The sequence below is a fragment of the Streptomyces sp. NPDC090994 genome (assembly GCF_044768905.1).
Taxonomy (GTDB): domain Bacteria; phylum Actinomycetota; class Actinomycetes; order Streptomycetales; family Streptomycetaceae; genus Streptomyces.
On sequence record NZ_JBIVWS010000005.1, the window covers coordinates 178,403 to 198,066 of the forward strand.

The window sequence follows — 19,664 nt, forward strand, 5'->3', positions numbered from 1 at the left end:
TCGGGCACACCGGCACCGACCCGGCCGGTCCGGGAACCCGGGCCCGGGTCCGTCCGTCCAATGCGCGCGGTGCCGGACGAGTCTCCGTGGTGCGGTGTCGGCCCTCGCTGCTGGCTGCGATCGCTGACCAACCCTCTCCGCCGCACCCCGGCCGGCACCGCGCCGCCGCCGGCGCCCTCCCTCCCAGCGCCGGCGGCGGCCCCGCCCCGCCGCGCCTGTGCGCTCCCTTGACCGGCGGAAACTTCCCGGATATTGCTGACTTCCCGGAAGTTTCCGTCAGCCGTCCCCGGTCCGCAAAGGAGCGCACGTGCCCGACAGCAGCACGGAAAGCGCCGCACAGTCCGCCGCACAGCCCTCCAGACGCGCCCTCCTCGCCGCCGGGGCCGGCGTCACCGCGGCCCTCGCCGCCGCCGGCCCCGCGTCCGCGCGGACCGCCGTACCGGACGGCGACGGGCTCCGTGCCCTCGTCGCCCGGATGTCCCTGGAGGAGAAGGTCGGCCAGCTCTTCGTCTCCCGGGTCTACGGCCACTCCGCCACCGCCCCCGACCAGGCCGACATCGACGCCAACCTGAAGGAACTGGGCGTGCGCACCGCCGCCGAACTGGTCGCCAGGTACCGGGTCGGCGGCGTCCTCTACTTCACCTGGGCGCACAACACCCGCGACCCGCACCAGATCGCCGAGCTGTCCGACGGCATCCAGCGGGCCTCCCTGGAACTGGAGCGCGGGCTGCCCGTGCTGGTCTCCACCGACCAGGAGCACGGCGCGGTGGCCCGGGTGGGCGCGCCGGCCACGCTGTTCCCGGGGGCGATGGCGATCGGGGCCGGCGGGTCGCGGTCCGACGCCCGCGCCCTGGGCCGGATCGCCGGCGCCGAGCTGCGCGCGCTGGGCATCCGGCAGGACTACGCGCCCGTCGCCGACGTCAACGTCGACCCGGCCAACCCGGTGATCGGCGTCCGCTCCTTCGGTTCCGGACCGGCGGCGGTGGCCCGGCTGGTCGCCGCCGAGGTCGCCGGGTACCAGGGGTCGGGCGTCGCCGCCTGCGCCAAGCACTTCCCCGGGCACGGGGACACCTCCGTCGACAGCCACACCGGCTTCCCGGTCATCACGCACAGCCGCGAGGAGTGGGAGGAGCTGGACGCGCCGCCGTTCCGGGCCGCGATCGCGGCCGGCATCGACGCGATCATGACCGCTCACCTCATGGTCCCGGCGCTCGACGACTCCGGTGACCCGGCGACCCTCTCCCGCCCGATCCTCACCGGCCTGCTCCGTGACGAGCTGGGCTACGACGGGGTCGTCGTCACCGACTCCCTCGCCATGGAGGGCGTACGGACCAAGTACGGCGACGCGCGGGTGCCGGTGCTGGCGCTGAAGGCGGGCGCCGACCAGCTCCTCAACCCGCCCGACCTGGACCTGGCCTGGAACGCGGTGCTGACCGCCGTACGGGAGGGGGAACTCACCGAGGCGCGGCTCGAAGAATCGGTCCTGCGCGTGCTGCGGCTGAAGCGGAAGCTGGGGCTGTTCCGGGACCCGTACACCTCGCGGCGGGAGGTGGACCGCACGGTCGGCGTCCGCGCGCACCTCGCGGCGGCCGACCGGATCGCCGAGCGGACGACCACCCTGCTGGTCAACGAGGGGCAGCTGCTGCCGCTGGAGCGGCGCCGCACCCCGCGGCTCCTGGTCGTCGGCGCGGACCCCGCCTCCCCCACGGGCACGACCGGCCCGCCGACCGGCGTGCTCGCGGACGCGCTCACCGGACTGGGCTTCACGGCCACCGCCCTGTCCACCGGCACCTCCCCGTCCGCCTCCGTCGTCGAGCGGGCGGTCGCGGCGGCCGGGGACGCCGACGTGGTCGTCGCCGTCACCTACAACGTCACCGCGGGCAGCCGGCAGGCGGTGCTGGTGCGGGAGTTGGCGGCGGCCGGGAAGCCGGTGGCGGTGGTCGCCGTCCGCAACCCGTACGACGTCGCCCATCTCCCCGGCGCGGCGGCCGTGCTGGCCGCCTACGGCTGGACCGACGTCGAGGTGCGCGCGGCGGCCCGGGTCCTCGCCGGGCGGGTACGGCCCCGGGGCAGGCTGCCGGTGCCGGTACCGCGGGCGGACGATCCGGCGGCGGTGCTCCTGCCGGCCGGGCACGGGCTGTCGTACCGGGCGTAGCGCGCGCTGTCGTACCGGGCGTAGCGCGCGTACGACACGCGCCGGGCGCGGGCCCCGCACGCGGCGCAATACACCCCCGCGCGTCTGGCGTGCGCCCGCCGCGGCGGGTCACGCTGGACGGTGGTCCCGGAGAACGCGGGGCCGTACGGGGGGAATGCGGGGGCGGCGATGCGTCGGAGTGGGTCCGCGGGGGCGCCGGTGGCGCTCTCCGCGCTGTGCGCCGTGCTGCTGAGCACCGTGCTGCTGAGCGCCTGTCAGAGCACGCCCGGCGCGACGACCGCGGCGGACGGACGGCTGGGCGGCGGGACGGCGGGGGCCGCGACGACGGTCCGGCCGTCCGGGTACGGGGCGGTGTTCCTCGCGGTCGACGAGTGCAGCTCGTTCGGCACGACCAGCTTCACCGAGGTGGCGTGCGCCAGTGAGCGGGCGGCGGCGCGGGTCGTGGCCCGGCACGACGGCCGGGAGGAGGGCGGTCCACCGTGCCCGGCGACCACCGACTTCGTGCTGCACATCAGCGAGCAGCGGCCCTCCTCCGACGAGGACGGCGACGGGGCGGTGCCCCGGGGCTACGCCTGCATGCGCAACCTCCAGCCGCCGCACCCCGGCGATCCCGGCGGCGGGGGCGGCCCGCGCACCATCGTCGGGGACTGCGTGTACGAGGCGGGCGGCGACGAGGTCCGGGAGACGGCCTGCGCCGGCACGGGCGAGCGGGCCCCGCAGTACAAGGTGGTCGACGCGGTGACCGACCGGGCCCGCTGCCCCGCCGCGACGGCGCTGTACGTCCGTCTCGGCGGGGAGCGTCCGGTGGGCTGCGCCCGGCCGGTGTGAGCCGCGCCGCCCTACCGCGTCACGGGCGCAGTGCGGGCTCGCGTTCGACGTCCCGGCGGTCGAGGCGGGCGTCGAACGTCGCCAGCGGCTTCGCCGCCGACGGGTCGGCCCGCACGGACGCCGGGGCGACACCGGCCCAGTCGAGGATGCGGGCCGTGGCCGCCGCCTTCTCGTCGGCGACGAGTCCGGCGACGTTGGCGCCGTGGTTCATGCCGGGAGCCGTGTAGACGTACGAGTCACGCGCGCCGCGGCCCAGCCGGAACGGCTCGGCGCCCCACGGGTCGTTCTCGCCGTACACGAACAGCATCTGGTCGGCGTTGCGCTCGACCCACGCGTCCACGTCGTCCATCACGAACGGCTGAAACCGCATCGGGATGTCCCGGGGCACGAAGTTGCGCGGCGGCTGGTAGCCGTAGCGGATGTACTTCTTCTCGATGTGCGGGAAGTGGATGGTGGGCGCGCCGAGCTGGGTGCCCGCCTGGTAGTAGTACGGCGTGTACGGGGCCAGGCCCTGGTCGGTGTAGAAGGAGAAGCCGGAGATCGTGTCGACGGAGGTCCAGATCTCGTCGTCGGTGGCGTTCTTGGCGTCCGCCGGGATGTCGGCGCAGTCGGCGAGGGTGCTGTACTGCCAGAACCCCCAGACGTAGTCCAGGACGACCGCCTCATAGGCCCGGTCCAGGCTGCCGATGGTGTCGAAGGTGTAGCCGTTCTCGGCGGCGTAGGCCTCGTACTTCTCCTCCAGCGGGGCCCGGCGCACCAGTGCCTCGCGCTGCACGCCGTTCAGCCGGGCGCGGCACTCCGCCGTGCCGACCGTCTCGAAGAACCGGTCGTACGCCGAGTCCTCGCCGTTCACCACGTCGTTGGGGGCGACGTAGGCGACGACGCCGTCCATGTCGCGCGGGTAGAAGCGCTCGTAGTAGGTGGCGGTCATGCCGCCCTTGGAGCCGCCCGTGGAGATCCAGTTCTGGGAGTAGATCTTCTTCAGGGCCTTGAAGATGCGGTGCTGGTCGCCGGCGGCCTGCCAGATGTCCAGCTTGGACCAGTCGGCCGGCTCGGGCCGGGACGGGGTGAAGTAGCGGTACTCCATGGAGACCTGGTTGCCGTCCACGATCTGGGTCGGCTCGCGGCGGCTGGGCGTGGTGGAGACGCTGTAGCCGCCCGTGTAGAAGACCGTCGGGCGGGCGGTGTCCTTGTGCAGCACGGTGATCCGCTGCTGGAAGGTGCCCTTGGACGGGTGCCGGTGGTCGACCGGCTGGGTGTAGTTCAGGACGAAGAAGCGGTAGCCGGGGTACGGCTTCTCCTCGATCAGGCTCATCCCCGGTACGGACAGGAGTCTGTCCTTGATGTCGGCGGAGGCCGTGGCTTCCGGCTGGGCGGCGGTGGCCGCCTGGGCCGTACTGACGGTGCCTATGAGCACCGCCAGCGCCAGCAGCCATCTGAGCGCCTTGCGCATGCACCCTCCCCTGGGTAACTGACGTCCGCCGGAAGCTAGCAGAAGCCTGTGTCTCAGCACAGGATCCAGCCCGAGCTGACCGACTTGGACCCCACCTTGCCCTTCACCCACACGCAGCGCTGCCCGGCGTACACCGTCACGGGCCCGGCCCGGTAGGCGTACCGCCCCTCGTCGACGACCGGCCGGCCGCCGCGCGCCCGCAGACTCACCGACATCGCGCGCTTGGTGCCGGGTTTCTTCGGGAGGGTGACGGCGCAGACGTATCCGCTGCGCTTGTAGACGACGGCGGAGCCGGTGGCGAACGGGAGCGTGCGGACCTTGCGGCCCGGGCAGGGGGCCGCCGCCCGGGCCTCCTGCGGTGCGGCGACGGTGAGGAGTCCGGCCGCGGTCAGTACCGCCGTGCCGAGCGCCAGCCGTCTGCGTATACCAGGGCCCTTGCCCATGGCCGTCCCCTCTGTACGACTCCGTATGACCCTCACTGACGTACGGGTGTACGACGTTCAGGCGACCCCGACCGGTTCCTCCGGCTCGGTGGCGCCGACGAAGGCCCGCCACAGCCGGGCGTACCGTCCGCCGCGGGCGAGGAGTTCCTCGTGGGTGCCGTCCTCGGCGACCCGGCCGCCGTGCATCACCACGACCCGGTCGGCGCGGGCGGCCGTGGTCAGCCGGTGCGCGACGACGAGGGTCGTGCGCCGTCCGGCGATCCGGTCGGCGGCCTGGTCGACCTGGGCCTCGGTGGCCAGGTCGAGGGCGGCGGTCGCCTCGTCGAGGAGCAGGATGTCGGGGTCGACGAGTTCGGCGCGGGCCAGCGCGATCAGCTGGCGCTGCCCGGCGGAGAGGTTGCGGCCGCGTTCGGCGACCTCGTGGAGGTAGCCGCCGTCGAGGGTGGCGATCATCTCGTGGGCGCCGACCGCGCGGGCCGCCGCCTCCACCTCGGCGTCGGTGGCGTCGGGGCGGCCGTAGGCGATGGCGTCCCGGACGGTGCCCGGGAAGAGGTACGCCTCCTGCGGGACGACGCCGAGGCGGTGCCGGTAGGCGGCCAGGTCGAGGTCACGCAGGTCGTGCCCGTCGACGGTGACCCGTCCGCCGGTCGGGTCGTAGAACCGGGCCACCAGCTTGACCAGCGTCGACTTGCCGGCGCCGGTCTCGCCGACGAAGGCGACGGTCTGCCCGGCCGGGATGCGCAGGTCCACGCCGCCGATGGCCTCTTCCTCCGCGCCGTAGGCGAAGCGCACGCCCTCGAAGGCGATCTCGCCCCGCAGCGACGGCACGTCGAGGGGCTGCTCGGCGGCCTTCGTCGAGGTCGGGACGCGCAGCAGTTCCTGGATGCGGCCCAGCGAGACGGAGGCCTGCTGGTAGCCGTCGAAGACCTGGGAGAGCTGCTGCACGGGGGCGAAGAACAGGTCGATGTAGAGCAGGTACGCCACCAGCGCGCCGGTGGTCAGGGTCGCGTCGTCGATCCGCCCGCCGCCGACGACGAGCACGGCCGCCGCGGCGGCCGACGCCAGCAGCTGGACGAACGGGAAGTAGACGGAGATCAGCAGCTGCCCCCGCACCCGTGCCTGCCGGTAGCCGCGGCTGCGCTCGGCGAACCGCCGCCCGCCGTCCCGCTCCCGCCCGAACGCCTGCACGATCCGCAGTCCCGCCACCGTCTCCTGGAGATCGGCGTTGACCACGGAGACCCGCTCACGGGCCAGCTCGTACGCCTTCACGCTCGCCCGGCGGAAGAAGAACGTGCCGACGACCAGCAGCGGCAGGGTCGCGAAGACGACCAGGGCGAGCTGGAGGTCGAGGGCCAGCAGGACGACCATGATGCCGAAGAAGGTGACGACGGACACGAACGCGGTGACCAGCCCGGTCTGGAGGAACGTCGACAGCGCGTCCACGTCCGTCGTCATCCGGGTCATGATCCGGCCGGTCAGCTCACGCTCGTAGTAGTCGAGGCCGAGGCGCTGGAGCTGGGCGAAGATCTTCAGGCGCAGCGCGTACAGGACCCGCTCACCCGTCCGTCCGGTCATCCGGATCTCGGCGCTCTGCGCGCACCACTGCGCCAGTACGGCGAGCAGGCCGAGCAGCGAGGCGGCCCAGACCGCGCCGAGGGCGAGCCGGGTGACGCCGTCGTCGATGCCGTGCCGGATGAGGACCGGCAGCAGCAGGCCCATGCCGGCGTCGACGGCGACCAGCGCGAGGCTGATCAGCAGGGGGCGGCCGAAGCCGCGCAGCAGGCGGCGCAGCCCGTAGGACTCCTCGGGCCGGACCGCCTGCTCCTCGTCGATGTCCGGAGTGCCGGTGGCGGGCGGGAGCGCCTCGACCTGGGCGAGCAGTCCGGGGGTGGCCGGGGTGCCGGCGAGGGCGGCGTCGCGCGGTTCGCGCTCCCCCGTCCACAGGCGGGGGGTGATGCCGCGTTCGGCGTCGAACTCGGCGTCCAGTTCGTCGCGTACCGAGGTGTCCTCGACCGGTCCGGCGGAGCGGACGGTGTGGCCGGGCGAGACGGCGCCCAGCTCGTCGGGGTCGGTCAGCAGCCGCCGGTAGAGGGCGCAGCGCTGCTGGAGTTCCTCGTGGGTGCCGATGTCGGCGAGGCGGCCGGCGTCGAGGACGGCGATGCGGTCGGCGAGGTTCAGGGTGGAGCGGCGGTGCGCGATCAGCAGCGTGGTCCGGCCGTGCATGGCCTCCCGCAGCGCCTCGTGGATCTCGTGCTCCACGCGGGCGTCGACGGCGGAGGTGGCGTCGTCCAGGACCAGCAGCCGGGGGTCGGTGAGCAGCGCGCGGGCGAGCGCGACGCGCTGGCGCTGGCCGCCGGAGAGGGTGAGGCCGTGCTCGCCGACGGTGGTGTCGTACCCGTCGGGCAGCTCGCGGATGAACCCGTCGGCCTGCGCGGCGCGGGCCGCGGCCTCGATCTCCTCGTCGGTCGCGTCGGGGCGGCCGTAGGCGATGTTGGCGCGGACGGTGTCGGAGAAGAGGAACGAGTCCTCCGGGACCGGCGCGATCGCGGCCCGCAGCGACCGCAGGGTCAGCTCGCGGACGTCGTGCCCGCCGACGAGGACGGCGCCGCGGGTCACGTCGTAGAAGCGCGGCAGGAGGAGGGAGACGGTGGACTTGCCGGAGCCGGAGGCGCCGACGACGGCGAGGGTCTCGCCGGCCCGGATCTCGAAGGAGAGCCCGTCGAGCACGGGACTGTGTGTGCCGGAGGCGGTGTCATACCCGAACGAGACACCATCGAACTCGACGGTCGCCGGCGCGTCGGCCGGCAGCTCCAGGGTGCCGTCCTCGATCACCGGCTCGGTGTCGATCAGCTCCAGGACGCGTTCGGTGCCGGCGCGGGCCTGCTGGGCGACGGTGAGGACCATGGCGAGCATCCGGACCGGGCCGACGAGCTGGGCGAGGTAGGTGGAGAAGGCGACGAAGGTGCCCAGCGTGATGTGCCCGTGCACGGCGAGCCAGCCGCCGAGGGCCAGCATGGCGACCTGGCCGAGGGCGGGGACCGCCTGGAGGGCCGGGGTGTAGGCGGCGTTCAGCCGGACGGTCCGCAGCCGCGCCGCGAACAGCTTCCGCCCGATCCGCCGCAGCTTCCCGGTCTCCTGCTCCTCCTGCCCGAAACCTTTCACCACGCGTACGCCGCTGACGGCGCCGTCGACCACGCCCGCGACGGCCGCCGCCTGGGCCTGCGCGTACCAGGTGGCCGGGTGCAGGCGGGAGCGGCTGCGGCGGGCGATGAACCACAGCGCCGGCGCGACCGCGAGCGCGACCAGGGTGAGCGGCGGCGACAGCCACGCCATGATCACCAGGGAGATCAGGAACAGCAGCACGTTCCCGATGGTCATCGGCAGCATGAACAGCAGGCTCTGGATCAGCTGGAGGTCACTGGTCGCCCGCCCGACCACCTGCCCGGTGGACAGCTCGTCCTGCCGCCGTCCGTCCAGCCGGGTGATGGCGTCGTACATGTCCGTCCGCAGGTCGTGCTGGACGTCCAGGGCGAGCCGCCCGCCGTAGTAGCGGCGCAGGAAGGTCAGCCCGTAGACGACGACCGCCGCGCCGACCAGCAGTCCGGCCCAGGTGGCCATGGACCTGCTCTTGTCCCCGATGACGTCGTCGATGATCACCTTGGTGATCAGCGGGACCAGCGCCATGACGGCCATGCCGCCCAGCGAGGCGCCGAGGGCCAGCACGACGTCCTTGGGGTAGCGCCAGGCATAGCCCGCCAGTCGTCGTGCCCATCCCCGTCGCGCGTCCACGCCGTGCCTTCCGGTTGTCCTGATCTGCCGGAAGGCACCAACGCGGACCGGGCGGGATTTCATCCCGCCGTAACAATTCCGTGCCCGGTTGTCCCGTGCCGGTCAGACCCGGACGCGGAAGCGGTAGAAGCGGGTGGTCTGGGTGGCGTTCTGGTTGTCGTCGCTGACCAGGAGCACGTCGAGACGGCCCTTGGCGCGGCCGGTGACCGCCATGCCCTCGATGTTGTCGAGGAGCGGGTTGGGCTGGGGCTGCTTGGCGGTGGCGCCGAGGGAGGGGCAGGCAGCGATGTCGGCCAGCAGGGTCTTCTTCACCGTCCGCAGGCCGCGCTGCCCGGCGGTCAGCGTCTCGGTCCCGCTGACGTCCGTGGCGCGGCGCGCGTCCGCCAGGTACAGGCGGACGGTGTTGCCGACCCCGGAGGTGAAGCCGCGCTCCAGCACCAGCAGCCGCCCGTCCGGCGTCGCGGTGACCTCGGGCACCCCGAGACCGGCGTCGACCTGGTAGGCGTACTGCGCGCCCAGCCGGAACCCGCCGCCCTTCTTCCGCTGCCAGGTCTGGACCCGGACCAGGTTCGTGTCGTCGCCGGAGAGGGCGTACTCCATCGACGCGACCAGGGTCCGGCCGTCCGGCAGCAGGGTGAGCGCCTCGAACGTCCCGTTGGACTGCCCCCGCCCCGTCGGCGTCGTGCGCAGCGCGTCCGGCACGGGGAGGGTGCCGAGGATCTCGCCGGTACGGGAGTAGCGGCGGACCGACGGCTCCGTCTCGGAGGAGACGAGGTACGTGCCGTCCTTGTCGACGACGAGTCCCTCGCTGTCCAGCGCGGCACCGCTCTCGTCGGCGAGCGCGACGACGGACGTCGGCCGGAGGGTGTCCTCGTCCAGCCGGAAGAGGGAGGACCGGTCGGACAGCGCGGCGATCGTGCCGTGGCGGTCGGTGGCCAGCGCGGAGAAGTTGCCGACGTAGGTGCCCTCGTAGGTCGTCTTGTCGAGGGCGTCGGAGAAGCCGTCGATGGCCACGGAGGACGAGCAGGCGTTCCGCGCCGCGATGCCGGACGCCGCGGGTGCTGCGGCGGCGGGTCCGGCGGCCGTGAGGCAGGTGGCGGCGGCCAGGCCGGCGGTGACGGTGGCGAGCGCGGTGCGCAGAGTCTTCGAGTGCATGGCGGCACGGTACGGCGGTCGGGTGACGTCGGGTGGGCGCGAAAAGAAACTTGTGGGCCGTTGTCGATCCGGTGCGCCGCCGTTCGACGTACGGGTGGTGGCACCAGGGGCGCGCACGGGCGCGCGGAACCGGAGGAGAACGGATGAGCCAGCTGCTCAGAGTCATGAACTTCAACGTCTCGGCCGACGGGATCGCCGCCGGGGAACGGCAGAGCCTGGAGAACCCGTTCGGGCTGCCCGGGGCCGAGCGGCTGTTCTCCTGGGCCGGTGCCACGGCGAGCTGGCCGATGCGTACCGATCCCGGGGGCAGCCGCGGCCTGGACGACTGCTTCACCCGGGACTTCGCACGGAACATCGGCGCCGAGATCATGGGCCGCAACAAGTTCGGCCCCCAGCGCGGGCCGTGGACCGACCTGGACTGGCAGGGCTGGTGGGGCGACGAGCCGCCGTTCCACACTCCGGTGTTCGTCCTGACCCACCACGAACGCCCCTCCATCACCCTCTCCGACACCACGTTCCACTTCGTGGCCGGCGACCCGGCCGCCGTCCTGGAACGGGCCCGGCAGGCCGCGCGGGGCCAGGACGTCCGGCTCGGCGGCGGGGTCACCACCGTGCGGGAGTTCCTGGCGGCCGGTCTCGTCGACACGCTGCACGTGGCCGTCTCACCGGTGGAACTCGGCTCCGGCCTGCGCCTGTGGGACTCCCCCGAGGACCTGCTCGACCGGTACCACCTGGAGGTGGTGCCGAGTCCGAGCGGCGTGACGCACCACCTGTTCTGGCGGAGATGAGGTCAGCGGTCCGCTCCGCGCCGGTGCTCCGCGATGCGGCGTACGTCGGTCAGCGCGTCGTACATGCACGTCAGCAGGTAGCGGAGCTGGTCGCTGGTCGCGCTGTGGTCGTCCAGGATGTCGGCGGCGTGGTCGAGCAACCGCCCCGCCATCTCCAGTTGCTGCGCGTCGACGGCGTCGACGAGCCGGGACAGGGGTCCGGTCCCGTCGGTCAGCAGGTAGGCGGGCTTGCCGTCGGGGCCGGTCCAGGGCAGGCGGCGGGGCGTACCGGGGCTGTCGGTCATCGGACCGCCTCCAGGGCCTTCAGGTAGGGGCGGACCAGGGCGTTGTCCTCGCCGCGCAGGAGCGGTTCCGCGGGGCGGGGCCGGGGTGGGACGGGGGCGGGGGCGTACGTCGCGGGTGCGGGGCGCCGTCGGCGGCGGCGCCGTCCGGTGGCGGGGAGGAGGAGGTCGAGCAGCAGAAGCAGGGGCAGCCAGGCCCGGCGGGCGGTACGGTGACGCACGTTCATCGGCTCCGTGAGGTCGGTCGGTGGCCATGCCCCCGGGCCGGTGCGACGGTCACGGGGGTTCGCTTTGTGTAGCGAAGCCCTCACAGAGTGGAGTGGTCGCGGCTAGGCTCGCCAGAGGGACGGATGTGCCGGTTCCTTCGTCACGCGGGGGTCGCACGGATGAGCAACACCTACGGCAACTGGCTCAGGCAGCAGCGGGAGGCGGCCGGGCTGACGCAGCAGCAACTGGCCGACCTGGCCCTGATGACGCGGTCGCACATCGCGCATATCGAGGCGGGTCGTCGCATGCCTTCACTGCAGGACGCGCAGCGCCTTGACGCGGTCCTCAACACGGGAAATGTGCTGAGCACCTTTCTGCCGGGCGAGGAACCGGCGGTCGCCGACTACTTCGAGGCGGTGCGGCTGCTCGAACAACAGGCGGTGATGATCCGGGAGTTCGCCCTGTCGTTCGTCCCGGGCATTCTCCAGACCGAGCGGTACGCGCGTGCGGTTCTGGACAGGTCCTTCCCCCGAGTGAGCACGGAAGAGTGTGACAAGCGCGTTGTCACTCGCCTTCAGCGCGCGAAGATCCTTGACGACCCCCTCACGCCCGCAGTGTGGGCGCTGCTCGACGAGTCGGTCCTCCACCGTCGCATCGGTGGGCCGGACGTCATGGCGGAACAGATCGGCCATCTGGTTCAACTCGCGGAGGCCGGACGAATTCAGCTGCATGTCGTGCCGTTCACCACAGGCGGACATCCCCTTCTCAACAACATGCTCACGCTGATGTGGTTCAAAGACCAGCCACCGGTGGCCTACGGGGAGGGCCTGTACATGGGCAAGCTGCACGATGCCCCGTCGGTGGTGCAGGAACTACAGCACCGCTTCGACTTCACACTGGGCAACGCGCTGCCGCTCAGGGAGACGCTCGCTTTACTTAGGGCGACCGCAAGGGATTATGGACGCCATGACTGACGTAACCGTACGCGCGGCCGGGAGGCTGGAGGGCTGGCGCAAGTCCTCCTACAGCAATGATCAGGCCGGGAGTTGCCTCGAAGTACTGGACGGCTGGGACGGCGGCGTCCCCGTGCGGGACTCCAAGGTGCCTGACGGGCCCGCCCTGGTCTTCCGGCCGTCGCAGTGGACGGCGTTCGTCGGGGCCGTGAGGGACGGGGGGCTGCCCGCTCAGCAGTAAAGGCGGGTCAGCAGTTGATGCCCGCCCAGGCACAGGCAGGCACGGTCGACCGCAAAGGAGCATGCACGCCATGACTGACAAGACGACGCGGAACGCAACGGCACTGAAGGGGTGGCGGAAGTCCTCCTACAGCGACGACAGCGCCGGGAGCTGCCTGGAGGTCGTCGACGGCTGGGACGGCGGCGTCCCCGTGCGGGACTCCAAGGTGCCTGACGGGCCCGCCCTGGTCTTCCGGCCGTCGCAGTGGACGGCGTTCGTCGGGGCCGTGAGGGACGGGGGGCTGCCCGCTCAGCACCCGCCCAGGCGCAGGTAGGCACAGTCGACCGCAAAGGAGCATGCACGCCATGACTGACAAGACGACGCGGAACGCAACGGCGCTGAAGGGGTGGCGGAAGTCCTCCTACAGCGATTCCACCGCCGGGAGTTGCCTCGAAGTACTGGACGGCTGGGACGGCGGCGTCCCCGTGCGGGACTCCAAGGTGGCCGACGGCCCCGCCCTGGTCTTCCGGCCCTCGGAATGGACGGCGTTCGTCGGGGCCGTGACAGGCGGGCGGTTGCCCAAGCCCCAGTAGCGCCGCAGGCACCGGCATCAAGCGGATCGGAACCGGCGGGCAGGGACCTCGAAGACGAGTTCGCGGCCGTCCTCCTCGTCCCACTGTTCTCCGGTTTCGACGAAGCCGAAGCCCGCGATCGTGGCCAGGGAGGCCGTGTTGTCGGGGCTGATCGCCGCCCGTACGGTCGTCACCGTCGTCTCGGCCGCCGCCCTGCGCAGCAGCTCGACCAGCGTGGAACGGGCGTATCCCTGGCGGCGGAAGCGGGGGGCGACGGAGTAGCCGATCTCGACCATGCCGGCCTCGTCGGGCGGTCCGTGGAACCCGGCGTGTCCGACGACGAGGCCCCCGTCGCCGATGACCGCCTGCCGCACCATCCACCGCGCACGGCGCGGATCGGCGGCCATCTGGCCGAGCCGGTACCGCCACAGCCACCGCGCCCTGTCGGTCAGGAAGTAGTCCGTCAGCGGGACCCCGGCCAGCCTGCCCGCCTCGGACAGGTCGCCGTCGAGCAGGGCGGACATCGCCTCGCCGGACAACTCCGCGAAGCGGACCCGCTTCGGGCTCCGCACGGACAGGCCACGGTCGTCAGCATCATCTGTCACCCGCGCATGCTCGCCGACCGACCCGGAGAACGTCCACCGACGCCGTGGTCCCGGACGTAGACGGTGACTCGACCGCCGTTGACCCGGGTCGTCCCGTGCTCGCGGAAGTGGCGCCGCAGGGTGCTCGTCTTCGCTTCCTCCCGCGGGCCGGCCGGCGGGTGCGCGCCCGCCGGGTCGCGGACCACGACGATCCGGTCGAAGTCCAGCATGCGTGCCGCTATGTCCCGGGCCGGAAGCTCGACGCCCTCCAGGGTGTGCGACGACACGGGGTCCTGCGCCAGGGCCAGATCCGTCAGGGACCGGGTGTCCTCGGGATGTGCCCCGGTCCACATCCGGTGCCGGCCGGGAAGATAGAGCAGCCCGTCACCGGGACGGCCGGCCTCGCGCACGGCGGCGGCGACGGCGGTGACGTCGTTGCTCCGGCTCTGGGGTGTCCTCAGCGAAGGGCTCGCCGGGAGGAACGCGGCCAGTACGGCGACCGTCGCGATCCACGTGACGCGGGAAGACCGCCGCAGCCGGTGGAAGTGATCCACCCAGGCGCCCAGCAGCAAGGCCGTCCCGACGTTGCCGAAGAGCACGTACCGGTCGACGAACAGGGGCTTGACCAGTGAGGCGACCAGCAGCAGGAGGCCCGGCAGCACGAGAATCGGCACAGCCAGCACGGGCAGCCGCACGGGCCCCCGCAGGCCCAGGTGCCCCCGGGCACACGCCAGGCCCACGACCACCACGGCCAGGAACTCGGGGAGCCGCACCGGTCCGCCGATCCAGGACACCTGTCCCGACTGCCCCGCGCTGCGGACCGCCAGCGGCAACAGCCCGGCCACCACAGCCGCGGCGGTCACGCTCCACGCCCTCAGCACCGGGCGCGGCACACGGGAGACGACCAGGGTGACGCCGTGCGCGACCAGGGCGAGGGCCGCGAACTCGTGGAGCAGGCAGGCCAGCAGCATGGTGGCGCCGTAGACCGCCCAGCGCCACCGGGCGCGGTGCGGGACGCTGACGACGAGCGCGTAGGTGGCCCAGGTCACCAGGGCGCAGACCATGGCGTACGAGCGGCCTTCCTGCGCGTACTTCTGCACCTGGGGAAGGAGCGGGAACACCAGCCCGGCCAGCAGCCCGGCGCGGGGGCCCGCCAGGCGCAGGCCCAGCAGCCCGACTCCGCTCGCGGCCACTGCCATGGCCAGCACGGACGGCAGCCGCAACGTCAGCAGCCCCGGGCCGAAGAGACCGAAGACCTCGTGCATCACGGCGTAGTAGAGGGCGTGGACCAGGTCGATGTGCTGGGCGGTGCGCCATATCTGCGAGAGATCGCGGTGCGCGAGCTGGTAGGTGACGGACTCGTCCCCCCACATGGTGTTCTGCCTGCGGATGCCCCAGAGCCCCAGAGCGACGGTGAGGACCAGGGGCGCGACGACGACAGCGGCCGCGGCCCGGCCCGGTGACGGCCTGCGGACGGGTACGGGTACGGGTACGGGTACGGGTACGGGTACGGGAGGGGGAACCGTCCTGGCCAGGGTGGGGGCACGTTCGTCGAGGGACATCGGCAACGGGGCCTTTCCGCGGGGGCGATGACACCGCGCCAGCGTGCCCGGACCCCGTTGACCGGACGCTGACCGAACCTGACCGGACGATCAGGAAGGCGGTCCGGCGCTGTGCGATGCTGCACCGCATGCGCATCCTGGTCGTCGAGGACGAGGTGGACCTCGCCCACACCCTGCACACCGGCCTGACCGCCGAGGGGTACAGCGTCGACCTCGCCCATGACGGCCGGCAGGGACTGTGGATGGCCCGGACCGGCGAGTACGCCGTCGTCGTCCTGGACTTGATGCTGCCCGGGCTCAACGGCTACAAGGTCTGCGCCCAGTTGCGCAGGGAGGGCAACGCGACCCCCGTCCTGGTCCTCACCGCCAAGGACGGGGAGTGGGACCAGGCGGAGGCGCTGGACACGGGGGCCGACGACTACCTGGCCAAGCCGTTCTCCTACCTGGTGCTCGTCGCACGGCTGCGGGCCCTGGTCAGGCGGGCCGCCACGGTCGCCCCGCCCGTCCTGGCCGTGGGCGACCTCTCGCTGGACGTCGCCGGCCGGGTCTGCCGCCGGGCCGGGACCCGGGTGGACCTCACCCCCCGGGAGTTCGCCGTGCTGGAACTGCTGGCCCGCCGGGCGGGCCAAGCGGTCTCCAAAACGGATCTGCTCTACCACGCGTGGCCCGACGAGGCCCAGGACCCCAACCTGGTGGAGGCGCGCGTCAGCACCCTCCGCAAGAAGGTGGACGCCGCGTTCCGCCGGCAGTCCCTGCAGACCGTACGGGGCACCGGCTACCGGCTGGTGGACGACCGTGAACGCGACTGAGCCCCGACGCCGCTGGTGGCCGCGTTCGGTACGGGCCCGCGCGGCCCTGGCCGCCGCCTTTGCCGCCGCCGTCGTCCTGGCCGGCATCGGCTGGTGGGCGCACCACGAGGCCTACCGCCAGAGCACGCGGATCGCCGAGGAACAGGCCCGCAAGAGCCTCCTCGCCCTCGTCGACCAGCTGAAGGAGGGCTCGGTGCCCAGCCGGCGGAGTGCCGTGCCGTACGAGGTCGTCGCGACCGGCCGGCGCACCGCTGTCGCCTCCGGCGGCGGCCTGGACGACGTCGCTCCCGGCACCCGCCACGTGCTGCCCGACCCCGCCGCGCTCTCCGCCCCACCGCCCCAGGCCGGTGCCGCGTGGGGCTACGCGGTCCGCCCCCTGCGCATACCGGCGCGCCGCGACCACGGCCACGCCCCCGGGAACGGTGCCGGCCTGGCCGGCGGGACCTACCCGGTCCTGTACGACGACCTGTGGGCCGGTGAACTGGGCAGGGACAGGGCCGCCGCTCTGGGCGTCGGCGCCGACGCCACGCTGCGGGTCTACGTCGTGCAGCTTCCGGACACGGCCGAGGCGATCACCGGCACCATCGACGGCCTGCTGCTGCGGGCCGGGCTCGCCGGCCTCGTACTGATCGCCGGCGCCGCCTACCTCACCGTCCGCGTCGCGCTGCGGCCGGTCGAGGCCATCCGCGTCCTCACCGCCTCGGTCACCGCGAGCGACCCCCGCGAACGCGTCACCGTCCCCGCCGCGGGACACGAGATCACCGCCCTCGCCACCACCATCAACGCCACCCTCCAACGCCTCGACGACGCCGCCGCCCAGCAGCGCCGCTTCGTCGCGGACGCCGCGCACGAACTGCGCAGCCCCCTCACCACACTGCTGGCCAGCCTGGAAGTCGCGCTCGCCTACCCGGACCGCACCGACTGGCCCGTCGCGGCCACCACCGCCGCACGGCAGACCCGCCGCCTCCAGGCCCTCGCCGAGGACCTGCTGCTCCTCGCCCGCCTCGACACCCGCGCCCCCGCGGCCGACCCCGAGACCGTCGACCTGGCGGCCCTCGCCTCCCGGCTGACCGAGCAGTACCCCCGCGCCGCACGGCCGTTGACCCTCGCCTGCGACAGCCCCGCCCCCGCGTGCGCGCTCGGCAACCCCGACGAGTACGAACGGCTGCTGCGCAACCTCCTCGACAACGCCGCCCGCCACGCCGCACACCGCGTCCAGGTCACCGTCCGCGACCAGGACGCCTGGGTCGTCCTCACCGTGCACGACGACGGGCCGGGCGTGCCCCCCGAGGACGCCGAGCGCGTCTTCGAACGCTTCGTCCGGCTCGACGACGCCCGCTCCCGCGACCACGGCGGCACCGGCCTGGGCCTCGCCATCGCCCGCGACCTGGCCCACCGCCACCGGGGCACCCTCACCCTCACTCCCCGGACCCTGGGAGCCTGCTTCGAGCTACGCGTCCCCCGCGCCCCCGCCCCGGCCGGGACGTGACGCGCGATTCACAGACCGCTCCCAGGCAGCGGACAGTCCGCCCCCATCGCGCACGGGGATGGTGTTCTGGTGACATCTGCCACCGATCCACTCCACCCGGCCCCCGCGCCCGCCCCCGCGCCCGCCGCGGCACCCGCCGCGCCGACCGGCGACGGGCCCGCCGCGCCGCCCCGCTGGTCGCTGCCCGCCCTCCTGGCGATCCTCGTCCTGGCGGCGGCGCTGTACTCCTGGAACCTGTCCTCCTCCGGCCTGAACAGCTTCTACAGCGCGGCCGTGCTCAGCGGCACGGAGAGCTGGAAGGCGTGGTTCTTCGGCTCGCTGGACGCGGGGAACTTCCTCACCGTCGACAAGCCGCCCCTGGCGCTGATGGTCATGGGCCTGTCGTGCCGCGTCTTCGGATACGGCACCTGGCAGATGATGGCGCCGATGATCGTGGCCGCGCTGGCGACGATCTGGATCCTGCACGCGTCCGTGAAGCGGGTGTGGGGCCACGGCGCGGCGACGGTCGCCGCGCTGGTGCTCGCCCTCACCCCGATCACCGTCGCCATCAACCGGGACAACAACCCCGACACGCTGCTGGTGTTCCTGATGGTGAGCGGCGCGGCCCTCGGGCTGCGGGCGACGCGTACCGATCGGCTGCTGCCCCTGCTGGGCTCCGCGGTCTGCTTCGGGCTCGCCTTCAACACCAAGATGCTCCAGGGCTACATCGCCCTGCCCGCCGTGTTCCTGGTGTACGTGTACGCCTCCCGGCTCGGCTGGGTGAAGCGGGTGCGGAACCTGGTGCTGGCCGCGGTCGCGCTCGCCGTCGCCAGTTTCTGGTGGGCGGCGGCCGTCTCCCTGGTGCCCGCCGACGACCGGCCGTACATCGGCGGTTCGACGGACGGCACGGCCTGGGACCTGATCATGGGCTACAACGGCCTCGGCCGGGTCTTCGGCGGCGAGGGCAACGGCGGAGGCGGCGGAGGCGGCGGCAGTTTCGCCGGGACCGCCGGGATCGGCCGGATGTTCAACGACGTGCTCGGCGGCCAGATCTCCTGGCTGCTGCCGTTCGCGGGCATCGCGCTGGTCGCCGGTCTGGTGCTGTGCGGGCGGGCCCCGCGCACCGACCTCACGCGGGCCGCGCTGGTGCTGTGGGGCGGCTGGACGGCCCTGCACTTCCTGACCTTCAGCATGGCCGAGGGCACCATGCACCCGTACTACACGACCGCGCTCGCCCCCGGCATCGCGGCGCTGTGCGGGGGCGGCGGCGTGATGCTGCTGCGCGCCTTCCGCGCCGACCGGCGGTGGGTGTGGGTGCTGCCGCTGGCCCTCGGGGTCACCGGGGTCTGGGCGGTCGTGCTGCTGCGCCGGGCCTCGGGCTGGAACACCTGGCTGTGGCCGGCGATCGCGGTGGTGATGGCGCTGGCCATCGCCGGTCTGCTGGTCTTCCGCTCCGGCCGGCGCATCCGGCTGCTGGCGGTCTCCGTCGCCGCGGCCGTGGTCGCCTCGGTGGCGGGTCCGGCGGCGTACGCCTGGTCGGTGCCGTCGGGTTCGGGCGGCGGCATGGGCGGCACCAACCCGACCGCCGGTCCGACGACGGGCAGCGGCATGGGCGGTCCGGGCGGTGGCGGCGGCCAGGGCGGCGGCCCCGGCGGTCAGCTGCCGGGCGGCTCCGAGCAGGGCGGCCAGGCGGCCGGCGGTTTCCCCGGCGGCGGCGAGATGCCGGGCGGTGGGGAGATGCCGCAGGGCGGCGGTACGGCTCCCAGTGGTACGGCTCCCGGTGATACCGCTGAGGCGGGCGGCACGCCCCCGAGCGGCGCCGACGGCCAGACGGGCGGCCAGACGGGCGGTCAGACAGGCGGCCAGACGGGCGGCGGAGGCATGGGCGGCGGCATGGGCGGCAGTGCCAGTACCGAGCTGATCTCCTACCTCAAGAAGCACCAGGACGGCGCCACATGGCTGCTCGCCGTCTCCAGCTCGCAGAGCGCCGCGCAGCTCATCCTCAGCAGCGGTGAGCCGGTCATCTCCATGTGGGGCTGGTCAGGCAGCGACAAGGCCATGACCCTCGCCAAGCTCAAGGAGCTGGTGAAGAGCGGGCAGTTGCACTACATCCAGATCTCCAGCGGCGGCATGGGCGGGGGCATGGGCGGCGACTCGTCGCTCAGCACCGAGGTCACGGAGTGGGTGCAGAAGAACGGCACCGAGGTCACGGCCGTCGACGACGCCTCGGGCGTCTACCGGCTGGACGCGTCCGACGTGAACTGACCGCCGCCGCCGAGCGGATGACCGTACGGCCCCCGACCCTCAGGTCGGGGGCCGTCGTCACGCGATCGACACGTCATGTACACCGCACGTCCTACATGTCCATGCCACTCTCGGGGTATCCATCCATGCAAC

At 73.1% G+C, this 19,664-nt stretch carries 18 protein-coding genes; 10 read left to right on the forward strand and 8 right to left on the reverse strand.

All coding sequences use genetic code 11. The features are described 5' to 3' along the window. Nucleotides 1-307 precede the first annotated feature (307 nt). Nucleotides 308-2,155: a glycoside hydrolase family 3 protein gene (locus ACIQR3_RS13645; RefSeq protein ID WP_403538039.1), complete on the forward strand. Its 1,848-nt coding sequence runs from the start codon at nt 308-310 to the stop codon at nt 2,153-2,155. Between the two features lie 168 nt (nt 2,156-2,323). Further along, nucleotides 2,324-2,983, forward strand: coding sequence for a hypothetical protein (locus ACIQR3_RS13650; RefSeq protein WP_403538040.1), 660 nt, complete (start codon nt 2,324-2,326; stop codon nt 2,981-2,983). A 19-nt stretch (nt 2,984-3,002) separates the two neighbouring features. Here ACIQR3_RS13650 and ACIQR3_RS13655 read toward each other — a convergent pair whose 3' ends face one another. From ACIQR3_RS13655 to ACIQR3_RS13670, 4 genes are all read right to left on the reverse strand, one after another. Continuing rightward, entirely contained in the window at nt 3,003-4,436 is a 1,434-nt protein-coding gene (locus tag ACIQR3_RS13655) for a S28 family serine protease (RefSeq protein ID WP_403538042.1), read from the reverse strand. 53 nt (nt 4,437-4,489) lie between these two features. Further along, complete coding sequence (locus tag ACIQR3_RS13660; protein ID WP_403538044.1) at nt 4,490-4,879, reverse strand: hypothetical protein; 390 nt, start codon at nt 4,877-4,879, stop codon at nt 4,490-4,492. Nucleotides 4,880-4,936: 57 nt separating this feature from the next. Further along, complete coding sequence (locus ACIQR3_RS13665) at nt 4,937-8,668, reverse strand: ABC transporter ATP-binding protein (RefSeq protein WP_403538046.1); 3,732 nt, start codon at nt 8,666-8,668, stop codon at nt 4,937-4,939. A gap of 102 nt (nt 8,669-8,770) precedes the next feature. Beyond that, entirely contained in the window at nt 8,771-9,823 is a 1,053-nt protein-coding gene (locus ACIQR3_RS13670) for an esterase-like activity of phytase family protein (protein WP_403538048.1), read from the reverse strand. A gap of 143 nt (nt 9,824-9,966) precedes the next feature. On the opposite strand from ACIQR3_RS13670, the gene ACIQR3_RS13675 reads away from it, so the two are divergent. Then, on the forward strand, nt 9,967-10,611 hold the full coding sequence (locus ACIQR3_RS13675; protein WP_403538050.1) for a dihydrofolate reductase family protein: 645 nt from the start codon (nt 9,967-9,969) through the stop codon (nt 10,609-10,611). Between the two features lie 2 nt (nt 10,612-10,613). Here ACIQR3_RS13675 and ACIQR3_RS13680 read toward each other — a convergent pair whose 3' ends face one another. After that, entirely contained in the window at nt 10,614-10,895 is a 282-nt protein-coding gene (locus ACIQR3_RS13680) for a hypothetical protein (protein ID WP_403538051.1), read from the reverse strand. Beyond that, nucleotides 10,892-11,119 carry a hypothetical protein gene (locus ACIQR3_RS13685; protein WP_403538053.1) on the reverse strand — a complete coding sequence of 76 codons (228 nt, stop codon included), beginning with the start codon at nt 11,117-11,119 and terminating at the stop codon, nt 10,892-10,894. Before ACIQR3_RS13685 ends, ACIQR3_RS13680 begins: the two co-directional genes overlap by 4 nt. Nucleotides 11,120-11,278: 159 nt before the next feature. Between ACIQR3_RS13685 and ACIQR3_RS13690 the strand changes: the two genes are divergently transcribed. The 4 genes from ACIQR3_RS13690 (at nt 11,279) to ACIQR3_RS13705 (ending at nt 12,865) form a co-directional block, all read left to right on the forward strand. After that, on the forward strand, nt 11,279-12,073 hold the full coding sequence (locus ACIQR3_RS13690; RefSeq protein ID WP_403538055.1) for a Scr1 family TA system antitoxin-like transcriptional regulator: 795 nt from the start codon (nt 11,279-11,281) through the stop codon (nt 12,071-12,073). Next, on the forward strand, nt 12,066-12,293 hold the full coding sequence (locus tag ACIQR3_RS13695; RefSeq protein ID WP_403538057.1) for a DUF397 domain-containing protein: 228 nt from the start codon (nt 12,066-12,068) through the stop codon (nt 12,291-12,293). Before ACIQR3_RS13690 ends, ACIQR3_RS13695 begins: the two co-directional genes overlap by 8 nt. 70 nt (nt 12,294-12,363) lie before the next feature. Then, a complete protein-coding gene (locus tag ACIQR3_RS13700; RefSeq protein ID WP_403538059.1) occupies nt 12,364-12,606 on the forward strand; it encodes a DUF397 domain-containing protein in 243 nt (80 codons plus the stop codon). A 31-nt stretch (nt 12,607-12,637) separates the two neighbouring features. Beyond that, a complete protein-coding gene (locus ACIQR3_RS13705) occupies nt 12,638-12,865 on the forward strand; it encodes a DUF397 domain-containing protein (RefSeq protein WP_403538060.1) in 228 nt (75 codons plus the stop codon). Between the two features lie 17 nt (nt 12,866-12,882). Here ACIQR3_RS13705 and ACIQR3_RS13710 read toward each other — a convergent pair whose 3' ends face one another. Beyond that, a complete protein-coding gene (locus tag ACIQR3_RS13710; RefSeq protein WP_403538440.1) occupies nt 12,883-13,368 on the reverse strand; it encodes a GNAT family N-acetyltransferase in 486 nt (161 codons plus the stop codon). Between the two features lie 77 nt (nt 13,369-13,445). After that, nucleotides 13,446-14,990: a hypothetical protein gene (locus ACIQR3_RS13715; protein ID WP_403538061.1), complete on the reverse strand. Its 1,545-nt coding sequence runs from the start codon at nt 14,988-14,990 to the stop codon at nt 13,446-13,448. A gap of 128 nt (nt 14,991-15,118) precedes the next feature. Here ACIQR3_RS13715 and ACIQR3_RS13720 point away from each other — a divergent pair, with 128 nt between their 5' ends. From ACIQR3_RS13720 to ACIQR3_RS13730, 3 genes are all read left to right on the forward strand, one after another. Beyond that, a complete protein-coding gene (locus tag ACIQR3_RS13720; protein WP_403538063.1) occupies nt 15,119-15,799 on the forward strand; it encodes a response regulator transcription factor in 681 nt (226 codons plus the stop codon). Further along, a complete protein-coding gene (locus ACIQR3_RS13725) occupies nt 15,786-17,288 on the forward strand; it encodes a sensor histidine kinase (protein ID WP_403538064.1) in 1,503 nt (500 codons plus the stop codon). The genes ACIQR3_RS13720 and ACIQR3_RS13725 overlap by 14 nt, the downstream gene beginning before the upstream one ends. A gap of 69 nt (nt 17,289-17,357) precedes the next feature. After that, the gene (locus ACIQR3_RS13730) at nt 17,358-19,532 is read left to right on the forward strand and encodes an ArnT family glycosyltransferase (protein WP_403538065.1); all 2,175 of its coding nucleotides are present in this window, start codon (nt 17,358-17,360) and stop codon (nt 19,530-19,532) included. The last annotated feature ends 132 nt before the right edge of the window (nt 19,533-19,664 follow it).